General features: G+C 72.2%; 18 protein-coding genes. 7 read left to right on the top strand and 11 right to left on the bottom strand.

Annotated features, from left to right (window positions below; genetic code table 11):
* Window positions 1–26 precede the first annotated feature (26 nt).
* The 3 genes from G514_RS0109340 to G514_RS0109330 all read left to right on the top strand — a co-directional run bounded on the left by G514_RS0109340 (window position 27) and on the right by G514_RS0109330 (window position 3,968).
* Window positions 27–941: a diacylglycerol/lipid kinase family protein gene (locus tag G514_RS0109340; protein ID WP_028651534.1), complete on the top strand. Its 915-nt coding sequence runs from the start codon at window positions 27–29 to the stop codon at window positions 939–941.
* A 9-nt stretch (window positions 942–950) separates the two neighbouring features.
* Entirely contained in the window at window positions 951–2,642 is a 1,692-nt protein-coding gene (lysS, locus tag G514_RS0109335; RefSeq protein WP_028651533.1) for a lysine--tRNA ligase, read from the top strand.
* A gap of 282 nt (window positions 2,643–2,924) precedes the next feature.
* Complete coding sequence (locus G514_RS0109330; RefSeq protein ID WP_028651532.1) at window positions 2,925–3,968, top strand: type IV toxin-antitoxin system AbiEi family antitoxin domain-containing protein; 1,044 nt, start codon at window positions 2,925–2,927, stop codon at window positions 3,966–3,968.
* A gap of 77 nt (window positions 3,969–4,045) precedes the next feature.
* Here the strand turns inward: G514_RS0109330 and G514_RS0109325 are convergent, their stop codons facing one another.
* Window positions 4,046–4,456, bottom strand: a complete 411-nt coding sequence (locus tag G514_RS0109325) for a DUF3151 domain-containing protein (RefSeq protein WP_036564359.1) — start codon at window positions 4,454–4,456, stop codon at window positions 4,046–4,048.
* A gap of 66 nt (window positions 4,457–4,522) precedes the next feature.
* Between G514_RS0109325 and G514_RS0109320 the strand changes: the two genes are divergently transcribed.
* On the top strand, window positions 4,523–6,043 hold the full coding sequence (locus tag G514_RS0109320) for an MFS transporter (RefSeq protein WP_051247211.1): 1,521 nt from the start codon (window positions 4,523–4,525) through the stop codon (window positions 6,041–6,043).
* On the opposite strand, the gene G514_RS0109315 is transcribed toward G514_RS0109320, so the two are convergent.
* The 3 genes from G514_RS0109315 to G514_RS25855 all read right to left on the bottom strand — a co-directional run bounded on the left by G514_RS0109315 (window position 5,988) and on the right by G514_RS25855 (window position 9,752).
* The gene (locus G514_RS0109315) at window positions 5,988–7,721 is read right to left on the bottom strand and encodes a choice-of-anchor A family protein (protein ID WP_169576376.1); all 1,734 of its coding nucleotides are present in this window, start codon (window positions 7,719–7,721) and stop codon (window positions 5,988–5,990) included. The genes G514_RS0109320 and G514_RS0109315 overlap by 56 nt on opposite strands.
* A 208-nt stretch (window positions 7,722–7,929) precedes the next feature.
* Window positions 7,930–8,961, bottom strand: coding sequence for a class II fructose-bisphosphate aldolase (fbaA, locus tag G514_RS0109310; protein ID WP_028651528.1), 1,032 nt, complete (start codon window positions 8,959–8,961; stop codon window positions 7,930–7,932).
* Between the two features lie 143 nt (window positions 8,962–9,104).
* Window positions 9,105–9,752 carry a TrmH family RNA methyltransferase gene (locus tag G514_RS25855; protein WP_036564350.1) on the bottom strand — a complete coding sequence of 216 codons (648 nt, stop codon included), beginning with the start codon at window positions 9,750–9,752 and terminating at the stop codon, window positions 9,105–9,107.
* Between the two features lie 121 nt (window positions 9,753–9,873).
* Between G514_RS25855 and G514_RS25850 the strand changes: the two genes are divergently transcribed.
* Window positions 9,874–10,641: a DedA family protein gene (locus G514_RS25850; RefSeq protein ID WP_245582154.1), complete on the top strand. Its 768-nt coding sequence runs from the start codon at window positions 9,874–9,876 to the stop codon at window positions 10,639–10,641.
* A gap of 335 nt (window positions 10,642–10,976) precedes the next feature.
* Here the strand turns inward: G514_RS25850 and pyrE are convergent, their stop codons facing one another.
* Complete coding sequence (pyrE, locus tag G514_RS0109295; protein WP_051247209.1) at window positions 10,977–11,543, bottom strand: orotate phosphoribosyltransferase; 567 nt, start codon at window positions 11,541–11,543, stop codon at window positions 10,977–10,979.
* Window positions 11,544–11,594: 51 nt separating this feature from the next.
* Between pyrE and G514_RS0109290 the strand changes: the two genes are divergently transcribed.
* On the top strand, window positions 11,595–12,773 hold the full coding sequence (locus G514_RS0109290; RefSeq protein ID WP_281167610.1) for a pyridoxal phosphate-dependent aminotransferase: 1,179 nt from the start codon (window positions 11,595–11,597) through the stop codon (window positions 12,771–12,773).
* 361 nt (window positions 12,774–13,134) lie between these two features.
* Here G514_RS0109290 and G514_RS0109285 read toward each other — a convergent pair whose 3' ends face one another.
* The 6 genes from G514_RS0109285 to dnaK form a co-directional block, all read right to left on the bottom strand.
* Window positions 13,135–14,172, bottom strand: coding sequence for a hypothetical protein (locus tag G514_RS0109285; RefSeq protein ID WP_028651525.1), 1,038 nt, complete (start codon window positions 14,170–14,172; stop codon window positions 13,135–13,137).
* 70 nt (window positions 14,173–14,242) lie between these two features.
* The gene (gene clpB / locus G514_RS0109280) at window positions 14,243–16,852 is read right to left on the bottom strand and encodes an ATP-dependent chaperone ClpB (protein ID WP_028651524.1); all 2,610 of its coding nucleotides are present in this window, start codon (window positions 16,850–16,852) and stop codon (window positions 14,243–14,245) included.
* Window positions 16,853–17,072: 220 nt separating this feature from the next.
* Window positions 17,073–17,504, bottom strand: coding sequence for a heat shock protein transcriptional repressor HspR (locus G514_RS0109275; protein ID WP_028651523.1), 432 nt, complete (start codon window positions 17,502–17,504; stop codon window positions 17,073–17,075).
* Window positions 17,501–18,682 (bottom strand): molecular chaperone DnaJ, encoded by a 1,182-nt coding sequence (gene dnaJ / locus G514_RS0109270; protein WP_028651522.1) that lies wholly within the window; start codon window positions 18,680–18,682, stop codon window positions 17,501–17,503. The genes G514_RS0109275 and dnaJ overlap by 4 nt, the downstream gene beginning before the upstream one ends.
* Before the next feature lie 33 nt (window positions 18,683–18,715).
* Window positions 18,716–19,417, bottom strand: a complete 702-nt coding sequence (gene grpE, locus G514_RS25845) for a nucleotide exchange factor GrpE (protein WP_245582153.1) — start codon at window positions 19,415–19,417, stop codon at window positions 18,716–18,718.
* The gene (gene dnaK / locus G514_RS0109260) at window positions 19,414–21,312 is read right to left on the bottom strand and encodes a molecular chaperone DnaK (RefSeq protein WP_028651521.1); all 1,899 of its coding nucleotides are present in this window, start codon (window positions 21,310–21,312) and stop codon (window positions 19,414–19,416) included. The genes grpE and dnaK overlap by 4 nt, the downstream gene beginning before the upstream one ends.
* Before the next feature lie 205 nt (window positions 21,313–21,517).
* Here dnaK and G514_RS25840 point away from each other — a divergent pair, with 205 nt between their 5' ends.
* Window positions 21,518–24,037, top strand: coding sequence for a hybrid sensor histidine kinase/response regulator (locus G514_RS25840; protein WP_157544686.1), 2,520 nt, complete (start codon window positions 21,518–21,520; stop codon window positions 24,035–24,037).
* The last annotated feature ends 20 nt before the right edge of the window (window positions 24,038–24,057 follow it).

The raw sequence follows: 24,057 nt of genomic DNA, 5'->3' as shown, positions 1-24,057 counted from the left end.
GTGTCGAAAGGATAGTGTCACCGCCGATGGATCCCCTTCTCGTGATCACCAACAGCGACGCCGGCACCGCCGACGACGAATCGCTGCAGACGGCCCTGGGCGTGCTGCGCGCGCACACCTCGGTCGAAGTGCAGGCGACCTCCGACCCGGGCGAGCTCAACAGCGCCCTGCACCGCGCCGGCTCGCGGCGGATCGTGGTCGCGGGCGGTGACGGGAGCCTGCACGCGGTGGTGACCACGCTCTACCGCCGCAACGACCTCAAGAACGCCGTGCTCGGCATCCTGCCGCTCGGCACCGGCAACGACTTCGCCCGCGCCAACGACATCCCGCTCGACATCGAGGAGGCCGCGCAGGTCCTCGTCGAGGGCAGCCCGCGCCCGATGGACCTCATCGTCGACGAGGTGGGCGAGATCGTGGTCAACCACGTCCACGCCGGCGCGGGCGCCCAGGCCAGCCGGCGCGGCGCGAAGTGGAAGGACCGGCTGCACGCGATCGGCGTCGGCAAGGTCAACCTCGGCAGGCTCGGCTACCCCATCGGCGCGCTCTCGGCCGCGGTCAAGCCGCCGTTCATCCGGGTGCGGGTGGAGGTCGACGGCGAGGTCGTGGTCGACCTCGACCAGCCCGTGCTCATGGTCGCTGTCGGCAACGGCGCCAACGTCGGCGGTGGCACGGAGCTCACGCCGTACGCCGACCCGGGCGACGGCAAGGTCGACGTGATGGTCTCGCGCGCGATCGGCCCGATCGCCCGACTCGGCTACGGCGCGAAGCTGGTCAGCGGCCGGCACCCGGAGCGCGACGACGTGACCTACCTGCGCGCGTCGACGGTGTCGGTGTCGGGCGAGGAGTTCTGGTGCAGCGCCGACGGCGAGATCTACGGGCCCGAGCGGCACCGCTCGTGGCGGGTCGAGCCCGCGGCGTACTCCCTGGTCGTGCCCCGATAGCGTTTGCGGGTGCCCAGGACCACCGACGGCGAGCCCCACGACTGGGTGACGCGCGCCGCTGACGACGCGATCCGGCACGCCGGCGAAGGTGCGTCCCTCGTCACCGTGTCGTCGGGGGCGAGCCCGTCGGGCCGGGTCCACCTCGGCAACCTGCGCGAGTTCCTCACCGTGCACTTCGTCGCCGAGGAGCTGCGCCGGCGCGGCGTGGCGACCCGGCACCTCCACGTGTGGGACGACTACGACCGCTTCCGCAAGGTGCCGGTCGGCGTGGACCCGTCGTGGAGCGAGCACATCGGGCGGCCGTTGACGAAGGTGCCCGACCCCGAGGGCTGCCACGACTCGTGGGCCGCGCACTTCAAGCAGCCGCTGCACGACGCGCTGCACGACATGGGCGTCGAGATGGACGAGGTGTCGCAGACCGAGCGCTACGAGTCCGGCCTCTACCGCGACGCCGTGCTGACCGCCGTCGCCGCGCGCGACCGGATCGAGGAGGTGCTCGCGCGGCACCGCACCAAGGCCGCCGCCGCCACCGACCCCGCCGCCGCGGAGAGCGAGCAGGAGGCCGCTGCGCTGGCGGAGTCGGTCGCGTCGGACGACGACGAGCCGGTCGGCAGCGGCGACCTGGCGCGGTTCCCCTACAAGCCCTACTGCCGCGACTGCGGCCGCGACACGGTGACGCTCACGTCGTACGACGACGCGACCCACGAGCTCGCCTACAGGTGCGACGTCAACGGCTACGAGGGCACCACCAACCTGGCCACGGACTTCGAGGGCAAGCTGGTCTGGAAGGTCGACTGGCCGATGCGCTGGGCCTTCGAGCACGTCGACTTCGAGCCGGCGGGCATGGACCACGCGACGCCCGGCTCGTCGTTCACGGTCGGGCACACGCTCGTGGAGGACATCTTCGAGATGCCCCGGCCGGCGTGGTTCGGCTACGGGTTCGTCGGGTTCGCCGGCGTGCAGAAGATGTCGTCGTCGGCCGGCGGCGCCCCGACCGCCGCCGAGGCGCTGCAGGTCCTCGAGGCGCCAATCCTGCGCTGGCTCTACGTGCGCCGCAACCCGCGCCAGACCTTCAACATCGACTTCGGCCCCGAGGTGCTCCGCCTCTACGACGAGTGGGACGCCCTGGGCCGCAAGGCCGCCGACCCCGCACGGCGCGACGCGCAGGTGCTGGCCTTCGAGCGGGCCTCGGCCACGGCCTCGGCGGGCCGGCTGCCGACGCCGGAGCGGGTCGAGTCGTTCCGGCTGCTCTCCTCGGTCGCCGACATCACGAACGGAGACGAGGCCCAGATCAGCCGCATCGTCGGCGCCCCGGTCGAGAGCCTGGAGCCGCGGCTCTCCCGGGCGTGGACGTGGATGCGCGAGTACGGCGACCGCACCACGATCCGCGACGTCCCCGACGCCGACCGGCTCGCGAGCCTGACCGACGACGAGCGCCGCTGGCTGGCCGAGCTCCTCGACCGCCTGCCCGAGCCGCTCGACCTCGAGTCGACCACGACGCTGGTCTACGGCGTGCCGAAGCTGGCTCGCGGCCTCGGCCTCGACGACCCGCCGACCGACGAGGTCAAGGCCGACCAGAAGGCGTTCTTCCGCCTGCTCTACAACCTGCTCGTCGACGCCGACCGCGGCCCGCGCCTGCCGACGCTGTTCGTCGCCCTCGGCTCCGACCGGGTCCGGTCGCTGCTAACCCCGCCTGCCTGAGGGCGGGCCTACCGGCGTACCTGGGTCGAGTCTGGCGGGGTCGGGCTGTCAGGACGACCTTGCCGGGGTAACTCACCGTTCGGTTCGCTCCCATGCCGTCCTGCCGGTGCACAAGCGAACCGAACGGTGAGTTACCCCGAACGACCCGGCCGGCCCCGAACGACCCCGACGGCCCCGAACAAGCCCGCCAGGCCCGAACAAGCCCGGACGACAGCAACGCGCTCATCCACAGATCGGCTCAGGGGCGGGTGCCGGACCAGCACTCCGGGGCAGGACACCGCCATGAAGAACGCCAAGGCCCGAGCCATCATGGCCGCCAACCACGGGCTCATCACCCGCACCCAGGCCCTCGACGCCGGGCTCTCACCCCTCGACATCCGCCATCTCCTGCACGCCGGCATCCTGGTCGTGGTGCGGCGCGGGGTGTACGCCGACGCGGAGATCTGGAACGCCCTCGACGAGCACGTCGGGCGCCCTCGGCTGCAGACCCGCGCTGCGCTGGCGACCATGCGCCGGGCCTGGGTCGTCAGCCACGACTCGGCGGCGCACGAGCACGGCCTGGAGGTGCTGCGGCCGCCCGATCCGCACGTGCACATCACCCGACCGGGCACCACGGGAGCCTGGACCAAGTTCGGGGTGAAGCACCACCTGGCGAGGTTCAGGGACGAGCAGGTCGTCGAGGCCAGCGAGCTGCGGGTGCTGGACCTGGCGAGGACCGCCGTGGACATCGCCCGGGAGCACGGGACGCCGTACGGCGAGGTTGCGTGCGACTCCGCCATGCGCATGGGCGTCACCCGCGCCGCGCTCGAGGAGGCGGTGGCGCCGATGACGTACTGGCCCTACTCCCGCGCCGCTCGCGCTGCCGTCGACTTCGCCGACCCTCGGGCCGAGAGTCTCCTGGAGACCTTGGCGCGGATCCTGGTCAAGGCCCTGTCCGTGGGCGACGTCGACCTGCAGTTCCCGGTCGAGGTCGACGACGGGCGGGTGATCTGGGGCGACATCCGGGTCGGGCGCCACATCTTCGAGGCGCACGGGAAGATCAAGTACCTGCCCCCGTCCCTCGGCGGCGTGGCGCACCGCGCCGCCGCGGAGGTCGTGTGGGACGAGAAGAAGCGCGAGCGCAAGCTGCACCGCCAGGGCCTCGGCACGTCGTCGATCCTGTTCGAGGACTACTGGAACCCCCGCCGCAACGAGGTGCTCGCGCGCATGCGCGCCGAGTACGACGACACGGTGGCGCGCTTCGGCACGGAGCTGCCGGAGCACCTGGTGCGCAACGCCCGGGAGCTCCGGTCCCGGTTCGGCGTCCGTCGGCTCCGGGGAGCGTGAGCGAACCTCCGGGGTAACTCACCGTTCGGTCCGCTTGCGTGCCGGCAGGACGGCATGAGAGCTGACCGAACGGTGAGTTACCCCGACTCGGGGCCCGCGAGCAGCACGTCGTAGGCGGCCGGGCTCGAGTCCCGCAGGAAGTCGCGGCAGCGCTCGTACTCGCTCGTCTCCCCGATCTGCCTCGCGGCGAGCGCGAGCAGCGCGAGGCACGTGAGGAAGCCGCGGTTGGGCTCGTGCTCCCACGGGACCGGGCCGTGGCCCTTCCAGCCGTTGCGGCGGAGCAGGTCGAGGGAGCGGTGGTAGCCGACCCGGGCGTAGGCGTAGACCGTCACCACGTCGCCGTCGCGCTCGCGCTCGGCGGCCGCGAGCGCGGCCCAGGCCACGGGCGAGGCGGGGTGGCGGCGTACGACGTCGGTCGGCGCGGTGCCGGAGTCGAGCTCCGCCTGGGCCGGGTCGACGGGGAGGTGGGTGGGCGGGGGGCCGGCCATGAGGTCGGCGCCCAGGTCAGGAGGGGTCACGGAGCCATTGTCCCCGTCAGGGTGTTGGCTGAGGTCATGACCCAGCCGTCCCCGCCGGTCGAGCCCGTCGAGGAGAAGGACCCCTGGCCCGCGCTGTTCGCGCTCTGCCTCGGCTTCTTCATGATCCTGGTCGACTCGACGATCGTGTCGGTGGCGACCCCGGCGATCATCAGCGACCTCCACGCCGACGTCAACGACGTGGTGTGGGTGACCAGCGCCTACCTGCTCGCCTACGCCGTGCCGGTCCTCATCACCGGCCGGCTCGGCGACCGGGTCGGGCCGAAGAAGATCTACATGACCGGTCTCACCGTCTTCACGCTCGCCTCCCTGTGGTGCGGGCTCACCGGCTCGGTCGAGATGCTGATCCTCGCGAGGGTGGTGCAGGGGCTCGGGGCCTCGATGATGACCCCGCAGACGATGGCGATCATCACCCGCATCTTCCCTGCCGTACGCCGCGGCAAGGCGATGGCCCTGTGGGGCGCGACCGCGGGCGTGGCGACGCTGGTCGGCCCGATCGTCGGTGGCGTCCTGGTCGACGGTCTCGGCTGGGAGTGGATCTTCTTCATCAACGTCCCTGTCGGGATCATCGGCCTGGTCCTCGCTGTCCGGCTGGTGCCGACCCTGGAGACGCACAGCCACCGGTTCGACTGGCTCGGGGTCGCGCTCAGCGGCGCCGGCATGTTCCTGCTGGTCTTCGGCATCCAGGAGGGCCACCAGTACCACTGGTCCACCACCATCTGGGCGCTGATCGTGGCGGGCGTCGTGGTGTTCGCGGCGTTCGTGCTCTGGCAGGCGCGCAACCGCCAGGAGCCGCTAGTGCCGCTCGGGCTGTTCCGCGACCGCAACTACTCCCTGGCCAACGTCGCGATCTCGGTCATGGGCTTCGCGATCACCGCGATGGCGATCCCGATGATGCTCTGGGCCCAGGTCGTCCGCGGGCTGAGCCCGACGCGGTCGGCGCTGCTCCTGGTGCCGATGGCGGTAATGACGATCCTGCTGGCCCGGCCGGTCGGCAACCTGACCGACCGCACCCACCCGCGCAACCTCACGGGGTTCGGGTTCGCGGCGACGATCGTCTCTCTCGTGTGGCTGTCCTTCGAGATGACGCCCGACGTCTCGATCCTCGCCATCATCGGCCCGATGGTGCTGCTCGGCGTCGGCAACGCCTTCATCTGGGCCCCCAACTCCGCGACGGCGACCCGCAACCTGCCGATCCCGCAGGCCGGCGCGGGGGCGGGTGTCTACAACGCCACCCGCCAGGTCGGCGCCGTGCTCGGCTCGGCGGCCATCGCGGTGCTGATCGACGCGCGGCTCTCGGCCGAGGGGCTGCCGCCGTTCGAGGGCACCGGCGGGGGCGGGCGGCTGCCGTCGTCGTTCGCCGACGGCTTCAGCCAGGCGATGGCGACCTCGATGCTGCTGCCGGCCGCGGTGCTCGTGCTCGGCCTCGTCGCGGCGCTGCTCCTCGAGCGGCCGCGCCACGACGGCTACGCCGGCCCGGGGGCTAGTGCATCCGCTTCGGCCGACGCCGGATCCGCACCAGCAGCGTCAGCAGGCTGAGCATCATCACCGGCCCCCAGACGAACGCCCCGCGCAGGGTGAACGGCGCGGTGGTCGTGAAGGGTCCGGCGGCGCTGTCCTGACGCGGCGGGTCCGAGCTGGGCGTCGGGGTCTCCTCGGCGCCCGGCGAGGCGGAGGAGGTCGGCCCGGGCGTGGGCTGCGCCGACGGCGATGAGGGGAGTGGAGGCCGGTTGGTCGGCTCGACCACCGACGTCGCGGTCGGGGTGGACTCCGGCGTGCTCGGCGGCGGGGCCGGGGGCTCCGGCGCCGACTCGGTGGGAGTCGGGGGCGCCGTGGGGGTCGGCTGGGTGGTCGGCTGCGACGTGGGCGGCGGCGTCGTCGCGGCCTTCTTCACCCGGTTGGTCACCGTCACGCCGAGCTCGTGGCGCTTCGCGGCGACCAGCACGTCGGGCGTGATCTCGGGTGCGGCCCAGGCGCGCAGCGGCGCGGGCGGGAAGTCGAGCCGCTCCACGACGGAGCAGACGGCGCCGGACGGGATCTCGTCGGACAGCACGCGCGGGGCGTTGCCGGCCCGCATCCGCCACGAGTGGTCGGGCGGGGTGACGTCGACGTCGCCCAGCAGGCACGCGAACTCGCCCTCGAAGAACCGGTCGTGGTCGACGATCGCCTCCGGGTCATCGAGCACGACGGCGAGCTTGAGAGACGTGAGGTGCACCGGGTCGGCCCCGCAGGCGAGCCGGGGGTCGGCGGGGTAGGGGTAGGCGTGCAGCTCGCCGGTCCCGGTGTGCACCAGGTCGCCACCCACGAGGACGCGGCCGTTGGTGCCGGCTCCGGACAGCGTCGTGGTGCTGGGGGCAGTCGGGACCAGGAGCGACCCGGGCAGCTGGGCCCGCCCGCTGACGTCGACGGTGGCCGCGGACGGCGCGTTCCACAGCAGGTGCGTGGCCAGGCTCGCGAAGTACGGGTCGGCCTGCGGGTCGACGGGCGACCCGTCGGGCGAGCGCAGCTCGTCGATGTCGAGGCGGACGGCCGTGCCGGTGAGGTTGACGACCACCGCGGCGTCCTGGGGGACGTCGCGCAGCTGCAGGGCCCGGCCGCCGTCCTCGGGCGTGGGCAGGGAGGACCCGTCGACCGTGAAGACCTGGACCGGGGAGACACCGTCGCCGACCAGCGTGAGGGTCTCGTCGGTGACCTCGACGGCACCGGTCAGGGGGAAGCCGGCGTAGCCCGCCGACATCGGGGCGAGCTGCGCGGCGAGGTCGAGGTAGGGACCGGTCGCGCCGGCCACCGCCTGGTCGATGCTCTCGCCGTGCGGGTCGAGGTCGGTGCCGTCGACCACTCCACCACCGACGACGACGTCGCCGCCGAGGCCGGCGCCCACGTCGAGGTGGGTGCCGGCGGTGGCGCCGAGGTTGCCGCCGACCACCAGCATGTCGCTGCCGGCGTACGGCGGGACCTGCGAGCCGAGCGCGGTGACGCCGATGGCGTAGCTGCCCGGCTCGGTGCGCGCGAAGAGCGCGTCGCCGAGCGCGACGACCGTGCCCTCGGCGCCGGTGGCGGTGCCGGTGACCTGGAGGTTGCCGCCCACCAGGACCGAGACGTTGCCGTCGAAGCCCCCCGACGGGGGTCCGGCGTGCAGCGCCGGCCAGGCAGGCGGGCAGGCGTCAGGGGCGAGGGCCGGAGGGCTCGTCGCCTGCGCTGCTGTCGCTGCCTGCACCCCCCCGAACGCCGCTGACGCAGCAACAAGGCATGCGGCAGCAAGAGTCCCCGAGAAGGTGTGGCGGCATGGGGTCGCCACACAGCGAGCCTTACATCCGCCGAGGCGTCTTCGCAGCAGAACCGCAGAACTCGTCGAAACTGGTCGACGGGACGGCGGGATCACCGTCCGATCATGACACCCCGGGGGGTATCAATTCACGTCGGGCTCAGCCGATCGAGTGACCTGCGGCACGCAGGTGCTCGCAGGCCTCGACCACCCGCGCGGCCATGCCCGCCTCCGCCGCCTTGCCCCAGGCACGGGGGTCGTAGGCCTTCTTGTTGCCGACCTCGCCGTCGACCTTCAGGACGCCGTCGTAGTTGCTGAACATGTGGGCGGCGACGGGCCGGGTGAAGGCGTACTGCGTGTCGGTGTCGACGTTCATCTTGACCACGCCGTAGTCGACCGCCGCGCTGATCTCCTCGGCGGTCGAGCCGGAGCCGCCGTGGAAGACGAGGTCGAACGGCCGCGAGCCCTCGGGCAGGCCGAGCTCCTTGACGACGGCCTCCTGGGCGTTCTTGAGGATCTCGGGGCGGAGCTTGACGTTGCCCGGCTTGTAGACGCCGTGCACGTTGCCGAAGGTCAGCGCGGTGAGGTAGCGGCCGTTCTCGCCGGTGCCGAGCGCCCGCACCGTGGCGATGGCGTCCTCGGGGGTGCTGTAGAGCTTGTCGTCGATCGCGCCCTCGACGCCGTCCTCCTCGCCGCCGACCACGCCGACCTCGATCTCGAGGACGATGTTGGCCTTGCGGCAGGTCGCGAGGAGCTCCTCGGCGATGGCGAGGTTCTCGTCGAGCGGCACCGCCGAGCCGTCCCACATGTGCGACTGGAACAGCGGCTGCTCGCCGCGCGCCACCCGCTCGACGGAGATGTCGAGCAGCGGCCGCACGAAGCCGTCGAGCTTGTCCTTGGGGCAGTGGTCGGTGTGCAGCGCGATGTTGACGGGGTAGTTCTTCGCGACCTCGTGGGCGTACGCCGCGAACGCGACCGAGCCGGCCACCATGTCCTTCACCGTCGGGCCGGAGAGGTAGTCCGCACCGCCGGTCGACACCTGCACGATCCCGTCCGCGCCGGCCTCGGCGAACCCCTGGAGCGCGGCGTTGAGCGTCTGGGACGACGAGACGTTGATGGCCGGGAACGCGTAGTTGCCCTTCTGGGCCGCGTCGAGCATCTCGGCGTACTTCTCATGGGTGGCGATCGGCATGACCAGAACCCTAGTCGTGGCCAGACCCCGCTCTCGAACCGTGGACACCGCCCTTCCTCGCCGCGGGGTAGTCCGTGACGCACGGGCCCCTGTTCGTCCACCAGAGGGGCCCACACGTCACGGACTATCCCTCCGGGGGAGGGTCACCCGCGCCAGGCGTCCACGCCGGACAGGTCGGCATGAGCCCGCACCCACGCGTGCATCGCGATCGCAGCGGCGGCCGAGGCGTTGATCGACCGCGTCGAGCCGAACTGCGCGATCGAGAAGGTCGCGTCGCACGCCTCGCGGGCGGGGCCGGAGAGGCCGGGACCCTCCTGCCCGAACAGGAAGCAGACGCGGCGCGGCACGTCGGTCGTCTCCAGGGGCAGCGACCCGGGCAGGTTGTCGATCCCCCAGAGCGCGACCGGCCCGCCCGGCTGCTCGCGCAGGTGGGCGGCGAGCGCGGGCACGTCCGGGTGGTGCACGACGTGCTGGTAGCGGTCGGTGACCATCGCGCCGCGCCGGTTCCAGCGCCGGTTGCCCACGATGTGCACCTCGCGGGCGAGGAACGCGTTGGCCGAGCGGACGATCGTGCCGATGTTGAAGTCGTGCTGCCAGTTCTCGATCGCGACGTGGAAGTCGTGGCGGCGCAGGTCGAGGTCGGCCACGATCGCCTCGAGAGTCCAGTAGCGGTAGCGGTCGACCACGTTGCGGCGGTCGCCCTCGGCGAGCAGCGCTGCGTCGTACTGCTCACCCTCCGGCCACGGGCCCTCCCACGGACCCACGCCCACCTCGGCCGGGCCGTGCGGCATCGGGTCGTACGGCGCCCGCTCGTCGTCGGCGCGATCAGGATCCACGACGTGACAGTAGACAGCGCCCCGGCGCCGCGGAACTGCGTCGTCGCGTGTCACCCCGGCAGGTACCGTGTGCGCCGTGACCGTGCTCCCGGACCTTCACGTGATCGTGGAGCCGATGCTGCTCGGCATCAAGTGGCTCGACCCCGCCTGGCTGCTCGCGGAGTTCGGCGGCGCCTTCCTCTGGGTGAGCCTGGTCATCGTCTTCGTCGAGTGCGGGCTGTTCTTCCCCTTCCTGCCCGGTGACACCCTGCTGTTCGCCCTCGGGCTCTTCATCGCCGGCGGCGACTACCACGTGCTCGGCATCGACAACAAGGCCGCCGGGCTCACGATCGCCATCACGCTGCTCACGGTCGCGGCCTTCGTGGGCAACGTGGCCGGCTACGAGATCGGGCGACGGATCGGCCCACCGCTCTACCAGCGCGACGGACGGTTCATCAAGCGCGCCCACCTCGACAAGACCAGCGCGTTCTTCGAGCGGCACGGCAACAAGGCGCTCGTGATCGGCCGCTTCGTGCCCTTCGTCCGGACCTACATCACGGTCGTGGCCGGCGTCACGCAGATGCAGCGGCGCCGCTTCTTCGTCTGGAGCGCGGTCGGCGCGGTGCTGTGGGTGATCAGCATCGTGCTGCTCGGCTACTTCCTGGGCGAGACCTTCCCGGCGCTCGGCGAGAACATCGACTACGCCGTCCTGGCGATCCTCGCGTTCTCGGTCGTGCCGTTCACCTACGAGTACGTCAAGCACCGCCGCAACGCCCGCCGCCGCGAGCAGGAGCGGAGGGCCGCCGAGGCCGCATCGGCCGGAACCCCCAGCGGCGACCCCGAGGTGGAGCAGGCCCAGGCCTGACCGTCAGGTCAGCACGTGGACGCCCCTCACGCAATGGGGGCGGCGGGAGCGCAGCGACCCGGTAGTTCCGAGCGAAGCGAGGCGCCCCGCGATCGGCCTCCGGGCCGTGGCGCCCGCGCGGAGACGAAACTTGCGGGTTGAAGTCGCAATGGGAGCGTGGGAGCGCAGCGACCCGGTAGTTCCGCGCGAAGCGCGGCGCCCCGCGATCGGCCTCCGAGCCGTGGCGCCTGCGCCGCAGCGAGCGCCAGCGAGCCAGGCGCCGCGAAGCTGGCGCCACGGGCTGGGGGCCGAAGCTCGCGGGGGTATTCAGCTGGCGGCCGAAGCTCGCGGGGGTATCAGGACCGAGTGGCGTCGAGGTCGGCCTTGGTGAGCACGGGGCGGACCTCGAGCCCGACGTCCGCCAGCGGGTTCTCCCCCGCGGGGCTGCGGTCGATCGCGCACACGACGACCTCGACGACCGCGCCGGCCTCGCGCAGGGCGCGGGTCGCGTCGCGCACCGCTCCCCCGGTAGTGATCACGTCCTCGACCAGCGTGACCCGCCGGCCGGCGACGTCCGGACCCTCGGCGAGCTTGCAGGTGCCGTACTCCTTGGCCTTCTTGCGCACGAACAGCGCCGGCAGCCCGGTCCTGCTGCTGAGCACCGTCGCGATCGGGATGCCGCCCATCTCGAGCCCGCCGAGCAGCTCGGTGCCCTCGGGCACGAGGCCGACCATCGCCTCCGCCACCCTCGCCAGCAGCGCCGGCGAGGTCTCGAAGAGGTACTTGTCGAAGTACTCGTGCGACACCTGCCCCGACCGGAGCGTGAACGTGCCGGTCAGCCGGCACGCGGCGTCGACGTCGGCGGCCAGGCTCACATCGGAGGTGGCGTCGGAGGTCGCGTCGGAGGTCGCGTCGGAGGTCACGGCGCCATCCAACACGATCGGTGCGCGCGACCACCGCCTACCGTGGCACTCGTGACCTCGCTCCCGCTGGCGGCCCGGCTCCGGGGCATCCCGCCGACGATCTTCACCGAGATGTCGGCGCTGGCCGTGCGCACCGGTTCGGTCAACCTCGGGCAGGGGTTCCCCGACGTCGACGGGCCGCCCGAGGTCATCGCCGAGGCGGTGCGGTCGCTCGAGCACGGCGCCAACCAGTACGCGCCCGGTCCCGGGCGGCCCGAGCTGCGGCAGGCGGTCGCCCGGCACCAGCAGCGCCACTACGGCATCGAGCTCGATCCCGACCGCGAGGTCGTCGTGACGACCGGCTGCACCGAGGGCATCGCCGCAGGGCTGCTCGGCCTGGTCGACCCGGGCGACGAGGTCGTGGTGCTCGAGCCCTACTACGACTCCTACGTCGCGATGATCCAGATGGCGGGCGGCGTACGCCGGCCGGTGACGCTGCGCGCGCCCGACTTCCGGCTCGACGTCGACGCGCTGCGCGCCGCGGTGACGCCGCGGACCCGGTTCGTCCTGCTCAACAGCCCGCACAACCCGACCGGCACCGTGCTGACCACCGAGGAGCTGCAGGCGGTCGCCGACGTCGCGGTCGAGCACGACCTGGTCGTCATCACCGACGAGGTCTACGAGCACCTCACCTTCGACGGCGCCCGGCACGTCCCGATCGCGACGCTGCCGGGGATGTACGAGCGGACTTTGACGCTGTCGAGCGCCGGCAAGTCCTACTCGTTCACCGGCTGGAAGGTCGGCTGGGCGACCGGTCCGGCGGCGCTCGTGGGCGCGGTCCTGGCGGCCAAGCAGTGGCTCACGTTCACGTCCGGGTCCCCGCTGCAGCCGGCCGTCGCGCTGGCCCTCGACGCGGCCGGCGACTTCCCCCTCGAGCTCGCGCGTGACCTCCAGGGCCGCCGCGACCTGCTCGTCGACGGCCTGCGCGCGGCCGGCCTCACGGCGTACGTCCCCCAGGGCACCTACTTCGCCACCGCCTCGGTGCGCGACCTCGGGTGGGACGACGGGATGGCGTTCTGCCTCGCCCTCCCGGAGCGGGCCGGCGTCGTCGCCATCCCCGAGCAGGTCTTCCACGACGACCAGACCGACGCGAACGGCGGGCGCCACCTGGTGCGGTTCGCGTTCTGCAAGACGCCCGAGGTGATCGAGGACGGCACCGCGCGGCTGGCCGCGGCCGGCCTGACCGCCTGAGCCTCACCCGGACGCGCGACCTGGGGCCGAACCTCGGGTGTGCTCCCGATGTGGCAGCGCCCCTCCCCTGCCTACCGTCGAGGTGCACCGGCGAGCCAGAAAAGGGGGTGCACGAGATGGACGTGGCCACGCTGTCCGGGACGCTGTCGACCGCGGTCTTCGTCGGCTCGAGCCTGCCCATGCTGGCGAAGGCGCTACGCACCCGCGACGTGTCCTCCTACAGCCGCGGCAACCTGATGCTGGCGACCGTCGGCAACGCGCTCTACTCCGTCTACGTCGCGAGCCTGCCGTGGGGACCGGTCTGGCTGCTGCACCTCTTCAACGTGACCGTGACGGCGTTCATGCTGCTCTGGCACCTGCGCTACGCGCGCGACGACCGGTCCGACAGCCACGCGCGGGCCTCCGGCCTCAGCAGCAGGGCCAGCACCGCGGCGCACGCGGCCACGGGGACGGCGAACGCCAGCGACGACACCACGCCGATCACGCTCAGCGCGGCCGCGGCACCCGCCGAGATGCGCAGGGCGATCGCGGCCCAGCGCACGCGGCGCCACACGAGGACGGCCAGGACGATGGCAGCGGCCGCCCAGACGAGCATCCCGGCCGAGACGGCGTAGAGGACCGCCTCGAGCTCGCCGTCGCTCATCCCGCGCGCGGCGAGGTCGGGGTCCTGGCGCTGGAGCTCGTCGATGAGCGGCTGGGAGTCCGCGACCATGGAGACGATGGTGGCCGCGAACAGCAGCGCAGCGCAGGCCGAGAACGACCAGGTGACCACGCACGCCCACCGCACCGCGCCCGGGCGTCGCCCGACCCTCGCGGAGTGGGGCGCCGGACCGGCGGCGTACGGCGTCGGGTGCAGCGGGGGCGCCGTCGGCGGCGGGAGGTCGAGGAGCGCGTCACGCCCCGAGGCCGGTTCGGTGCCGTCGAAGGGCCGGTCGGGCAGCGGGCGCGGCGAGGCCGGCGCCTCGCGGGTGATGCCGTCGAACCAGTCGCGCGCCGGCTGGAACCACAGCATCAGGATGGCCGCGGTCACCATCGCCGAGGCGAACCCGCCCTGCTGCACGAGGCCCGCCACGAACAGCGGCCCCGCCAGCACGGTCAGCGCGATCCGCGCGCCCTTCGAGCGGCGGAGCACGTGCCACCCGAGGATGGCGGTCGCCGTCGCGGAGGCGGCGGCGACCATCAGCAGGACCCGCATCGCGGTCAGCACGCCCTCGACGTCGAGCCCGAAGAAGTCGCCGCCCCGGTCGGCGACGCGCCGCTCGACCGCCTCGCGGGTGTCGAGCGAGTGCAGCGAGGCGACCTCGCTGAAGGCGAGCAGCACGACCAGGACCGAGCCGCCCATGACCAGCCACCCGGCCAGGGTCACCTGGGGCGGGCGGGTCGGAGTCGGCTCGCTCATGGCCCCAAGTGTCCCTGCCCGCACGAAACTGGCGCTGACCGGATGGAGCTCCTTGGGGTCAGCGCCAGTTTCACCGGGTACCCGGTGAAACCGCCTCCGCCCGCAGCACCAGCCCGTCGTCGCCGCGGTCGACGGTGACCGAGCCGCCGTCGGTGACCTCGCCGCCGATGAGCATGCGGGAGAGCGGGTCGCCGATGGCCGACTGGATGAGGCGGCGCAGCGGCCGGGCGCCGTACGCCGGGTCGTAGCCCGTCTCGGCGAGCCACTGCCGGGCGGCGTCGGTCACCTCGATGGTGATCCGCCGCACGGCGAGCCGCTGGCCGAGCAGCGCGAGCTGCAGGTCGACGATGCGTGCGAGCTCGGCCTGCGTCAGCGCCTCGAAGACCACGATCTCGTCGAGCCGGTTGAGGAACTCCGGCTTGAACGACGACCGCACGGTCGCCAGCACCGACTCCTTCTTCTTCTCCGGGTCGAGGAGCGGGTCGACCAGGTAGGCCGAGCCGAGGTTGCTCGTCAGGATCAGCAGCGTGTTGCGGAAGTCGACCGTGCGGCCCTGGCCGTCGGTCAGCCGGCCGTCGTCGAGGACCTGCAGCAGGATGTCGAAGACCTCGGGATGCGCCTTCTCGACCTCGTCGAGCAGCACCACGCTGTAGGGCCGGCGGCGCACCGCCTCGGTGAGCTGGCCGCCCTCGTCGTAGCCGACGTAGCCGGGAGGAGCGCCGACGAGGCGGGCCACCGAGTGCTTCTCGGAGTACTCGCTCATGTCGATGCGCACGATCGCCCGCTCGTCGTCGAAGAGGAAGTCGGCGAGCGACTTCGCGAGCTCCGTCTTGCCGGTGCCGGTCGGGCCGAGGAAGAGGAAGGACCCGGTCGGCCGGTTGGGGTCGGCGATGCCGGCCCGCGAGCGGCGTACGGCGTCGCTGACCGCGCGCACGGCGTCCTGCTGGCCGATCAGCCGCTCGCCGATGACCTCCTCCATCCGGAGGAGCTTGGCGGTCTCGCCCTCGAGCAGGCGGCCGGTAGGGATGCCGGTCCAGGCCTCGACGACGTCGGCGACCTGCTCGGCGCCGACCTCCTCGCCGACCAGGGGCTCGAGCTCGGACTGCTCGGTCTCCTCGACCCGGGAGATCTGCTCCTCGAGGGCCGGGATCCGGCCGTAGAGGATCTCGCTGGCCGCCTCGAGGTTGCCCTCACGGGTGAGCTTGTCGGCCTCGATGCGCAGCTGGTCGAGCTGGCGGCGCAGCTCGCCCTCGCCCTCGAGCGAGGTCTTCTCGCGCTCCCAGCGCGCCTCGAGACCACGCAGCTCCTCCTCCTTGTCGGCGAGGTCGGCGCGCAAGGCGGCGAGCCGCTCGACCGAGGCGTCGTCGGACTCCTTCTCAAGCGCGAACTCCTCCATCTTCAGCCGGTCGACCTGGCGGCGGAGCTGGTCGATCTCCTCCGGGGAGGACTCGATCTCCATCCGCAGCCGGGAGGCGGCCTCGTCGACGAGGTCGATCGCCTTGTCGGGCAGCTGGCGGCCGGTGATGTAGCGGTCGGAGAGCGTCGCCGCGGCCACGAGGGCGGCGTCGGTGATGCGGACGCCGTGGTGGGCTTCGTACTTCTCCTGGATGCCGCGCAGGATCTGGATGGTGTCCTCGACGGTGGGCTCGCCGACGAAGACCTGCTGGAAGCGGCGCTCCAGCGCCGGGTCCTTCTCGATCCGCTCGCGGTACTCGTCGAGCGTGGTGGCGCCGATCATGTGCAGCTCGCCGCGGGCGAGCATCGGCTTGAGCATGTTGCCGGCGTCCATCGCGGAGTCGCCACCGGCGCCCGCGCCCACGACGGTGTGCAGCTCGTCGATGAACGTGATGACCTGCCCGCCGGCGTCCTTGATTTCCTCGAGCACGGCCTTGAGCCGCTCCTCGAACTCGCCGCGGTACTTCGCGCCCGCGACCATCGCGGCCAGGTCGAGCGAGAGCACCCGCCGCCCCTTGAGCGAGTCGGGCACGTCACCGGCGACCACGCGCTGCGCGAGCCCCTCGACGACGGCGGTCTTGCCGACGCCGGGCTCGCCGATGAGCACCGGGTTGTTCTTCGTGCGCCGCGACAGCACCTGCACGACCCGGCGGATCTCGGCGTCGCGGCCGATGACGGGGTCGAGCCGGCCCTCCTCCGCGGCACGAGTCAGGTCGACGCTGTACTTCTCGAGCGCTTCGTACGTCGACTCGGCGTCCGGGCTGGTCACCCGGCGGTTGCCGCGCACGGCGGTGAGCCCCTCGCGCAGCCCGGCCTCGGTGAGGCCGGCGTCCTTCAGCAGCTGCTGGGCCGGGCTCTCCACCCCGGCGAGCGCGATCAGCAGGTGCTCGGAGGCGACGTACTCGTCCTTCATCGACTGCGCGAGGTCGAGCGCGGCAGCGAGCACGCGCGTCGTCGCGGCGGAGGCGGCGGGCTGCTGGACCGTGCTGCCGGTGGCGCGCGGGAGCGCGGTCATGACGGACTCGGCCTGGGCGAGCAGCACGCGCGGGTCGACCCCGGCCTTGGTGACCAGCGTGCCGGCCGTGCCCTCCTCGTCGCGCAGCAGCGCGACGAGGAGGTGGACGGGCTCGGTGGAGGTGTTGCCGGCCGTGGTCGCGGCGAGCTGGGCGGCCTCGATCGCCGCGCGGCTGCGGGTGGTGAACTTCTCGGCGCCGAACTGGCTCATGGGTCTGTCTCCTGCGGAGCGTCACATCGGATCGGGGGTGTGCGGGCAGTCGCGCCCGCTCATTCTTCCCAACATCGGCAAAGTTGAGTGCATTCCACTCAACTCTGGCGTCGTTGAGTCCGGACTTCTGTCGCTCGAGTCGTGACTTCTGCCAGTCGAGCCCGGCGGAAGTCCGGATTCAACCGGCGGAAGTCCGGATTCAACCGGCGGAAGTCCCGACTCAACGCTGGCGCCGCCACACGACGACGGCGCGGTTCGGGTGCTCGGTGGGGATGGCGGGCAGGCGGGAAGCGGGCTGCGGCCGCCCGGCGACGGCCTGCCGGAGCGCCTCGCGGGTCGCGTCGAGCTCGGCGACGAGCTCCTCGTTGCGGGCGGCGAGGGCGTTGAGGCGGTTCTCCAGCTCGAGGATCCGGCGCACGCCCTCGATGCCGATGCCCGCCGAGGTCAGCTCGGAGATCTCGCGCAGGAGGTCGATGTCGCGAGCGGAGTAGCGGCGCCCGCCGCCGCCGGTGCGGCCGGGCCGGATCAGGCCCATCCGCTCGTAGGTGCGCAGCGTCTGCGGGTGCAGCCCGGTCAGCTCGGCGGCGACCGAGATCACGAAAACGGCGGCGTCGGGCGACGGCGCGCCGAAGAACGGCTGCCGGTCGCTCATGTTGCGGACCCGTCGAAGAGGTTGGCGCGCAGCGACGGCTCGTTGCCGGCCGCGCGGTAGGCCTCGACGGCCTCGCGGGCGGCGGCATTGAGCGTGCCGGGCACCTGGACCTGCACGGTCGCGAGCAGGTCGCCCCGGGTGCCGTCCTTCTTGCGCGAGCCCTTGCCGCGGACCCGGAAGGTGCGGCCGTTGGGGGTGCCGGCTGGCACCTTCACGGTCACCGGGCTGCCGCCCAAGGTCGGGATCTTGATCTCGGCCCCGAGCGCGGCCTCGTCGAAGGAGATGGGGACGTCGAGGGTCAGGTTGTCGCCCTTGCGGCCGAACAGCGGGTGGGACGCGACCTTCACGGTGACGTAGAGGTCGCCGGCCGGGCCGCCGTTGACGCCGGCGGAGCCCTTCCCCTTGAGGCGGATGCGCTGGCCGTCCTTCACCCCCGCGGGGATGCGCGCCTGGATGCTGCGCGCGGACATGCCACGACCGCTGCCGTGGCAGGTCGGGCACGCCTCGTCGTAGACGAGCTGGCGGCCACCGCACTTCGGGCACGTCTCCTGGAGCGAGAACCCGCCGCCCGCGCCGTTGACCACGAAGCCGGCGCCCTCGCACTCCGGGCAGATGTGCGGCCGCGTGCCCGGCTTGCCGCCGGTGCCGTTGCAGTCGGGGCAGGGCGCGTCGGAGGTGAGGCGCAGCGAGATCGTGACGCCGTCGATCGCGTCGGTGAAACCGATGGTCGCGGTCGTCTCGACGTCGGCGCCCTTGTGGGGCCGGGTCGGCGCCTGGGTCCGGCCGCGGCCGAAGCCGCCGAACAGGTCGCCGAACATGTCGCCGATCCCGCCGCTGGCGCCGCCACGGTCGCGCAGCAGGTCGTCGAGGTTGAACCCGCCGCCGGCTCCGCCGCCGCCCCCGAAGCCACCACGGAACCCCCCGGAGCCGTAGAGCTCCCGCATCTCGTCGTACTTCTTGCGCTTCTCGGGGTCACCGACGACGTCGTAGGCCTCCGCGACCGACTTGAACTTGTCGTGCTTGGCCGTGTCGCCCGGGTTGGAGTCGGGGTGGTTGGCGCGCGCGAGCTTGCGGTAGGCCTTCTTGATCTCCGCGGCGGTCGCATCCTTCTTCACGCCGAGCTCGGCGTAGAAGTCCTTCTGGGCCCAGTCGGCCCGGAAGCCCTCGGTGGTGGCCATGCGCGCACCTCCCTCCTGTTGCTCGTGCTGGTGCTACTGGTCCGGCTGGTCCTGCTGGTCCTCGCGGGGTACGTCGGCCGCAGCCGGGTCGGCGTTCTCCGCCGTCGCGGCGGCCTCGGCGGGCTGGGCCGCGTCGGCAGGCTCGGTGGCAGTCGCCGGGCCGTCCGCCGCCGGGTCGACGACCAGGACCTGTGCGGCCCGCACGACGCGGTCGCCGATCCGGTAGCCCGCCTTGGCGATCACCTTGCAGGTGGTCACCGTGACGTCGGGGTCCTCGCCGATGTGGCTGAGCGCCTCGTGGATCGTCGGGTCGAACGCGTCGCCGACCGCTCCGAACTTCACCAGACCGACGCCGGCGAGGATCCGCTCGAGCTGCTCGGCGACGGCCTTGAAGCCGCCCTCCAGCTCGCCGTGCTCGCGCGCCCGGTCGATGGTGTCCATCACCTCGGTGATCGGCGCCAGCGCGGAGTAGGTGGCGTTCTGCAACACCTGCTCGCGGTCGCGGTCGACGCGGCGCTTGTAGTTGACGTACTCGGCCTGCAGCCGCTGCAGGTCGAGCGTCCGCTCGGCCAGCTGGGCCTCGAGCTCGTCGATCCGCACGTCGCCGGTCGCGACAGCCTCCTCGAGGCCGACGTCGGTCTCGGCTGCCATCGGGTCTTCCGGGGACGCCGGGAAGGAGCCGTCCGCCTGGACGGGCTCCTCCCCGGTCACGTCCTCGCGGGGCGTGTCCGTCACTTGGTCTCGCCCTCGGCACCGTCGCCTGCGGCCTGGCTGTCGTCGGCGGGCTCGTCGACGATCTCGGCGTCGACGACGTCGTCGTCGGACTCACCGGTCGCGCCGGTGCTGCCGCCCGCCGCCGCGGAGTCGGCCTCGGCCGCGGCGTACATCGCCGCGCCCATCTTCTGGCTCGACTCACCCAGCTTGGTGACGCCGGACTGGATCTCCTCGGCGGTCGCCTCGGTGTTCTCCAGCGTCGCCTTGAGCGCGTCGACGTCGGCCTGGACCTCGGTCTTCACGTCGTCGGGCACCTTGTCGGCGTTCTCGGACAGGAACTTCTCGGTCGTGTAGACGAGCTGGTCCGCCTGGTTGCGGCTCTCGACGGCCTCGCGGCGCGCGGCGTCGTCGGCGGCGTACTGCTCGGCCTCCTTGACCATCCGGTCGATCTCGTCCTTGCCCAGCGCCGAGCCGCCGGTGATCGTCATCGACTGCTCCTTGCCCGAGGCCTGGTCCTTGGCGTGGACCTGCACGATGCCGTTGGCGTCGATGTCGAAGGTCACCTCGATCTTCGGCACGCCGCGAGGCGCCGGCGGGAGGCCGGTCAGCTCGAAGTTGCCGAGCGGCTGGTTCTGCGACCACATGGGCCGCTCGCCCTGGGCCACCTTGATCTCGACCGACGGCTGGTTGTCGTCAGCGGTCGTGAAGATCTCCGAGCGCTTGGCCGGGATCGTGGTGTTGCGCTCGATGAGGGTGGTCATCACGCCGCCCTTGGTCTCGATGCCCAGCGACAGTGGGGTCACGTCGAGCAGGAGGACGTCCTTGACCTCGCCCTTGAGCACGCCGGCCTGCAGCGCCGCACCCACCGCGACGACCTCGTCGGGGTTGACGCCCTTGTTGGGCTCCTTGCCGTTGAGCAGCTCCTTGACCAGGTCGGTCACCGCGGGCATGCGGGTCGAGCCGCCGACCAGGACCACGTGGTCGATGTCGGCGATCGCGACGCCGCCGTCCTTGAGGACGGCCTTGAACGGCTCGCGCGTGCGGTCGAGGAGGTCGGCGGTCATCTTCTGGAACTCCGCGCGGGTCAGCTTCTCCTCGAAGTGCAGCGGGCCGGACTCACCGTGGGTGATGTAGGGCAGGTGCACCGTGGTCTCGCTGGACGCCGACAGCTCGATCTTGGCCTTCTCGGCCGACTCCTGGAGGCGCTGCTTGGCGATCTTGTCCTGCGAGAGGTCGACGCCGTTGTTGTCCTTGAACTTCTTGACCATCCAGTCGACGATCCGCTGGTCCCAGTCGTCACCGCCGAGCTCGTTGTCGCCCGAGGTCGCCTTGACCTCGATCGTCGAGAAGCCGTCGTCGTCCTTGCCCACCTCGAGCAGCGAGACGTCGAAGGTGCCGCCACCGAGGTCGAAGACCAGGATGGTCTGGTCGCCGTCGCCCTTGTCGAGGCCGTAGGCGAGCGCGGCCGCGGTCGGCTCGTTGACGATGCGCTGGACGTTGAGGCCGGCGATCTCGCCCGCCTCCTTGGTCGCCTGGCGCTGCGCGTCGGAGAAGTACGCCGGCACGGTGATCACCGCGTCGGTCACCGTCTCGCCGAGGTAGGCCTCGGCGTCGCGCTTCAGCTTCTGGAGGACGAACGCGCTGATCTGCTGGGGGGTGAAGGTCTTGTCGTCGATCGTGACCTTCCAGTCGCCGCCCATGTGCCGCTTCACCGAGCGGATGGTCCGGTCGACGTTGGTCACGGCCTGGCGCTTGGCGACCTCGCCGACGAGGACCTCGCCGTTCTTGGCGAAGGCGACGACCGAGGGAGTGGTCCGGGCGCCCTCGGCGTTCGCGATGACGGTGGGCTCGCCACCCTCGAGGACGGCGACGACGCTGTTCGTCGTGCCGAGGTCGATACCGACCGCTCGTGCCATGGTTGTTGCTCCTTGAGTCCGGGGAATGTGAGTTGAGTCCATGTGACTCAACTTTGCTCACTGGGCTCAACGCTACTCGGTCGCGTGGATGTTCCCGAACCCGGGGAGAAGATCTCTCGACTCCCGACGCCGGGGCCGGACTCGGCGAATCGCCCTCGACGGGCGCGCGCGGCGTCTACCATCTCGGTGAACAGGAGGTGACCGAGTGGGTCGAGCGCGCGCACCCCTCGGGGTCGTGCTCCTGTGGACGGCAACAGCGGTGCTGGTGGTCGCGCATCTCCTGCGCCCGACCGGCCCGTTCGGGGACGCGACGTACCTCGCCGCGATCATCGCCGGGCCGGCCGTGGCCTGGCTCGGCGCCTGGCGCGCGCCCGGACGCCGCCGGATCGCCTTCCTGGTCAGCGCGGGACTCACGGCGTCGGCGCTCGGCGACGTGATCTGGCTGGTCTACAAGTGGGCAGGGCTCGAGCCCGACGTGTCGCTGGCCGACGTCCCCTACTACGCCGGCTACCTCGGGCTCGGGGCCGCGATGCTGGTGATCGTCCTGACCGACCGCGAGGACACGCGGCGCCTCGACCTCGACGCGGCCATCGACGCGCTGACCGTGGTGGTCGTCAGCGTCCTGGTGCTCTGGAGCGTGGCGGTGCACGGCATCGTCACCGACTCGTCGGTGTCGGCGACGACGCGTGCCGTGCTCGCCGGCTACCCGGTCGCGGACGCCGTGCTGCTGGCACTCGTGCTCCGTGTGCTGTCGGTGCGCCGGCACCGCGCCCGGCTGGGCTTCCGCTTCGCCGTCGGCGTCGGCTGCTGGCTCGTCTCCGACCTCGGCTACCTCCTGTTCCTCGTCTCCGAGCGCGTGTCGGCGCTGCTCGACGTGGGCTGGATGCTCGGCGGCATGCTGATAGCCACCTCGGTGTGGCGGCGTCCCGCCGCCGTGGCCCCCGAGCCGGAGCGCGAGCACTCCCGCCCGGCGCTCGGACAGCTCGGGCTGGCGATCCTCCCGCTCCTGGTGCCACCGGTGCTGCTCGTCGTGATCTACGCCCGCGACCAGGAGATCCACCCGATCGACGGGGTCGCGGGCATGCTGATCCTGATCGCGGTCACGTTCGTCCGGATGGCGCGGCTGCTCAGCTCGGAGGCGCGGGCCCGCGGCGAGGTGGCGCTCGCCCGCGACGCGGCGCTGGAGGCGTCGCGGGCCAAGTCGACGTTCCTCGCCACCATGAGCCACGAGATCCGCACCCCCATGAACGGCGTGATCGGGCTCAACGACCTGCTCCTCACCACCCAGCTCGACTCGCAGCAGCGCCAGTACGCCGAGGGCGTGCGCGGCGCCGGGCACGCGCTGCTCGGCGTCATCAACCAGATCCTGGACTTCTCCAAGATCGAGTCCGGGCACCTCGACCTCGAGACGGTCGACTTCGACCTCGTCGCGCTCGTGGAGGGGGTCGCCGAGGTCGTCAGCGAGCCGGCCCGCTCCAAGGACCTCGAGCTGCTCGCCTACTGCTCCCCCGACCTGCCGCCCGCGCTGCGGGGCGACCCGGTCCGCATCCGCCAGGTGCTGTTCAACCTCGCCGGCAACGCCGTGAAGTTCACCGCCGAGGGCGAGGTGGTGGTCCGGGCGTGGCTGGCCGACGGCGACGGCGAGCGCCTCGCGGTCCGCTTCGAGGTCTCCGACACCGGCATCGGCGTGTCCCCCGAGGACGCGACCCGGATCTTCGAGACCTTCTCGCAGGCCGACTCCTCCACCACCCGCCGCTACGGCGGCACCGGGCTCGGGCTGGCGATCTCGCGCCAGCTCGTGGACGCGATGGGCGGCGAGATCGGCGTCGACAGCGAGCCGGGGCGGGGCAGCACGTTCTGGTTCACGGTGCCCCTGGCCCCGGCGCGCGACCCGGAGGTGGTCACCGCGCCGCGGACCGCCGCCGCCCTCGCCGGGCTCCGGGTGCTCGTGGTCGACGACAACGCCACGAACCGCACGATCCTGCACGACCAGCTCGCCCACTGGGGAGTGAAGGTCGACGTCGTCGACGGCGCCCTCGCCGGTTTGGCCCGGCTCGTCGCCGCGAGGGAGGGCGGGTCGGCGTACGACCTCGCCGTGCTCGACCTGTGCATGCCCGACCTCGACGGCCTCGAGCTGGCCCGGCGGATCTCCGCCACCCCAGGCATCGCCGGCACCCGGCTGGTCCTCATGACCTCGGGGCCCGAGATCAGCAGGGCCGAGGCGGCGGCCGCGGACATCGCGACCGCGCTCACCAAGCCGGTGCTGATGTCACGCCTGCGCAGCACGCTGGAGCAGGTCGTGGCGGACGCACCGGTCCGCGCGCACCACGAGCCGACGGCTGCGGCGTCCAGCGGGCAGCGGGTGCTCGTCGTCGACGACAACGAGGTCAACCAGCTCGTCGCGGCCGGGATGCTGCGCAACCTCGGCTACGCGGTCGAGGTCGCCGACGACGGGGTCCATGGCGTGGCCGCGGCCGTGGCGTCGCAGTTCCACGCGATCCTGATGGACGTGCAGATGCCGCAGATGGACGGCTACGCCGCCACCGCCGAGATCCGGCGCCTCGAGGGCGAGAGCCGGCACACCCCGATCATCGCGATGACGGCCACCGCCAGCGAGGAGGAGCGCGGTCGCTGCCTCGCGGCCGGGATGGACGACTACCTCACCAAGCCGATGCGGCGCGCGGAGGTGGCGTCGGTGCTGTCGACGTGGGTGCCGTCGAGCTGACGCAGGTGCCCGCGCTGCGG

Origin of the sequence: Nocardioides halotolerans DSM 19273, from assembly GCF_000422805.1 — a bacterium.
In the GTDB taxonomy this organism is placed as follows: domain Bacteria; phylum Actinomycetota; class Actinomycetes; order Propionibacteriales; family Nocardioidaceae; genus Nocardioides; species Nocardioides halotolerans.
This window is presented reverse-complemented; position numbering and strand designations above follow the sequence as displayed.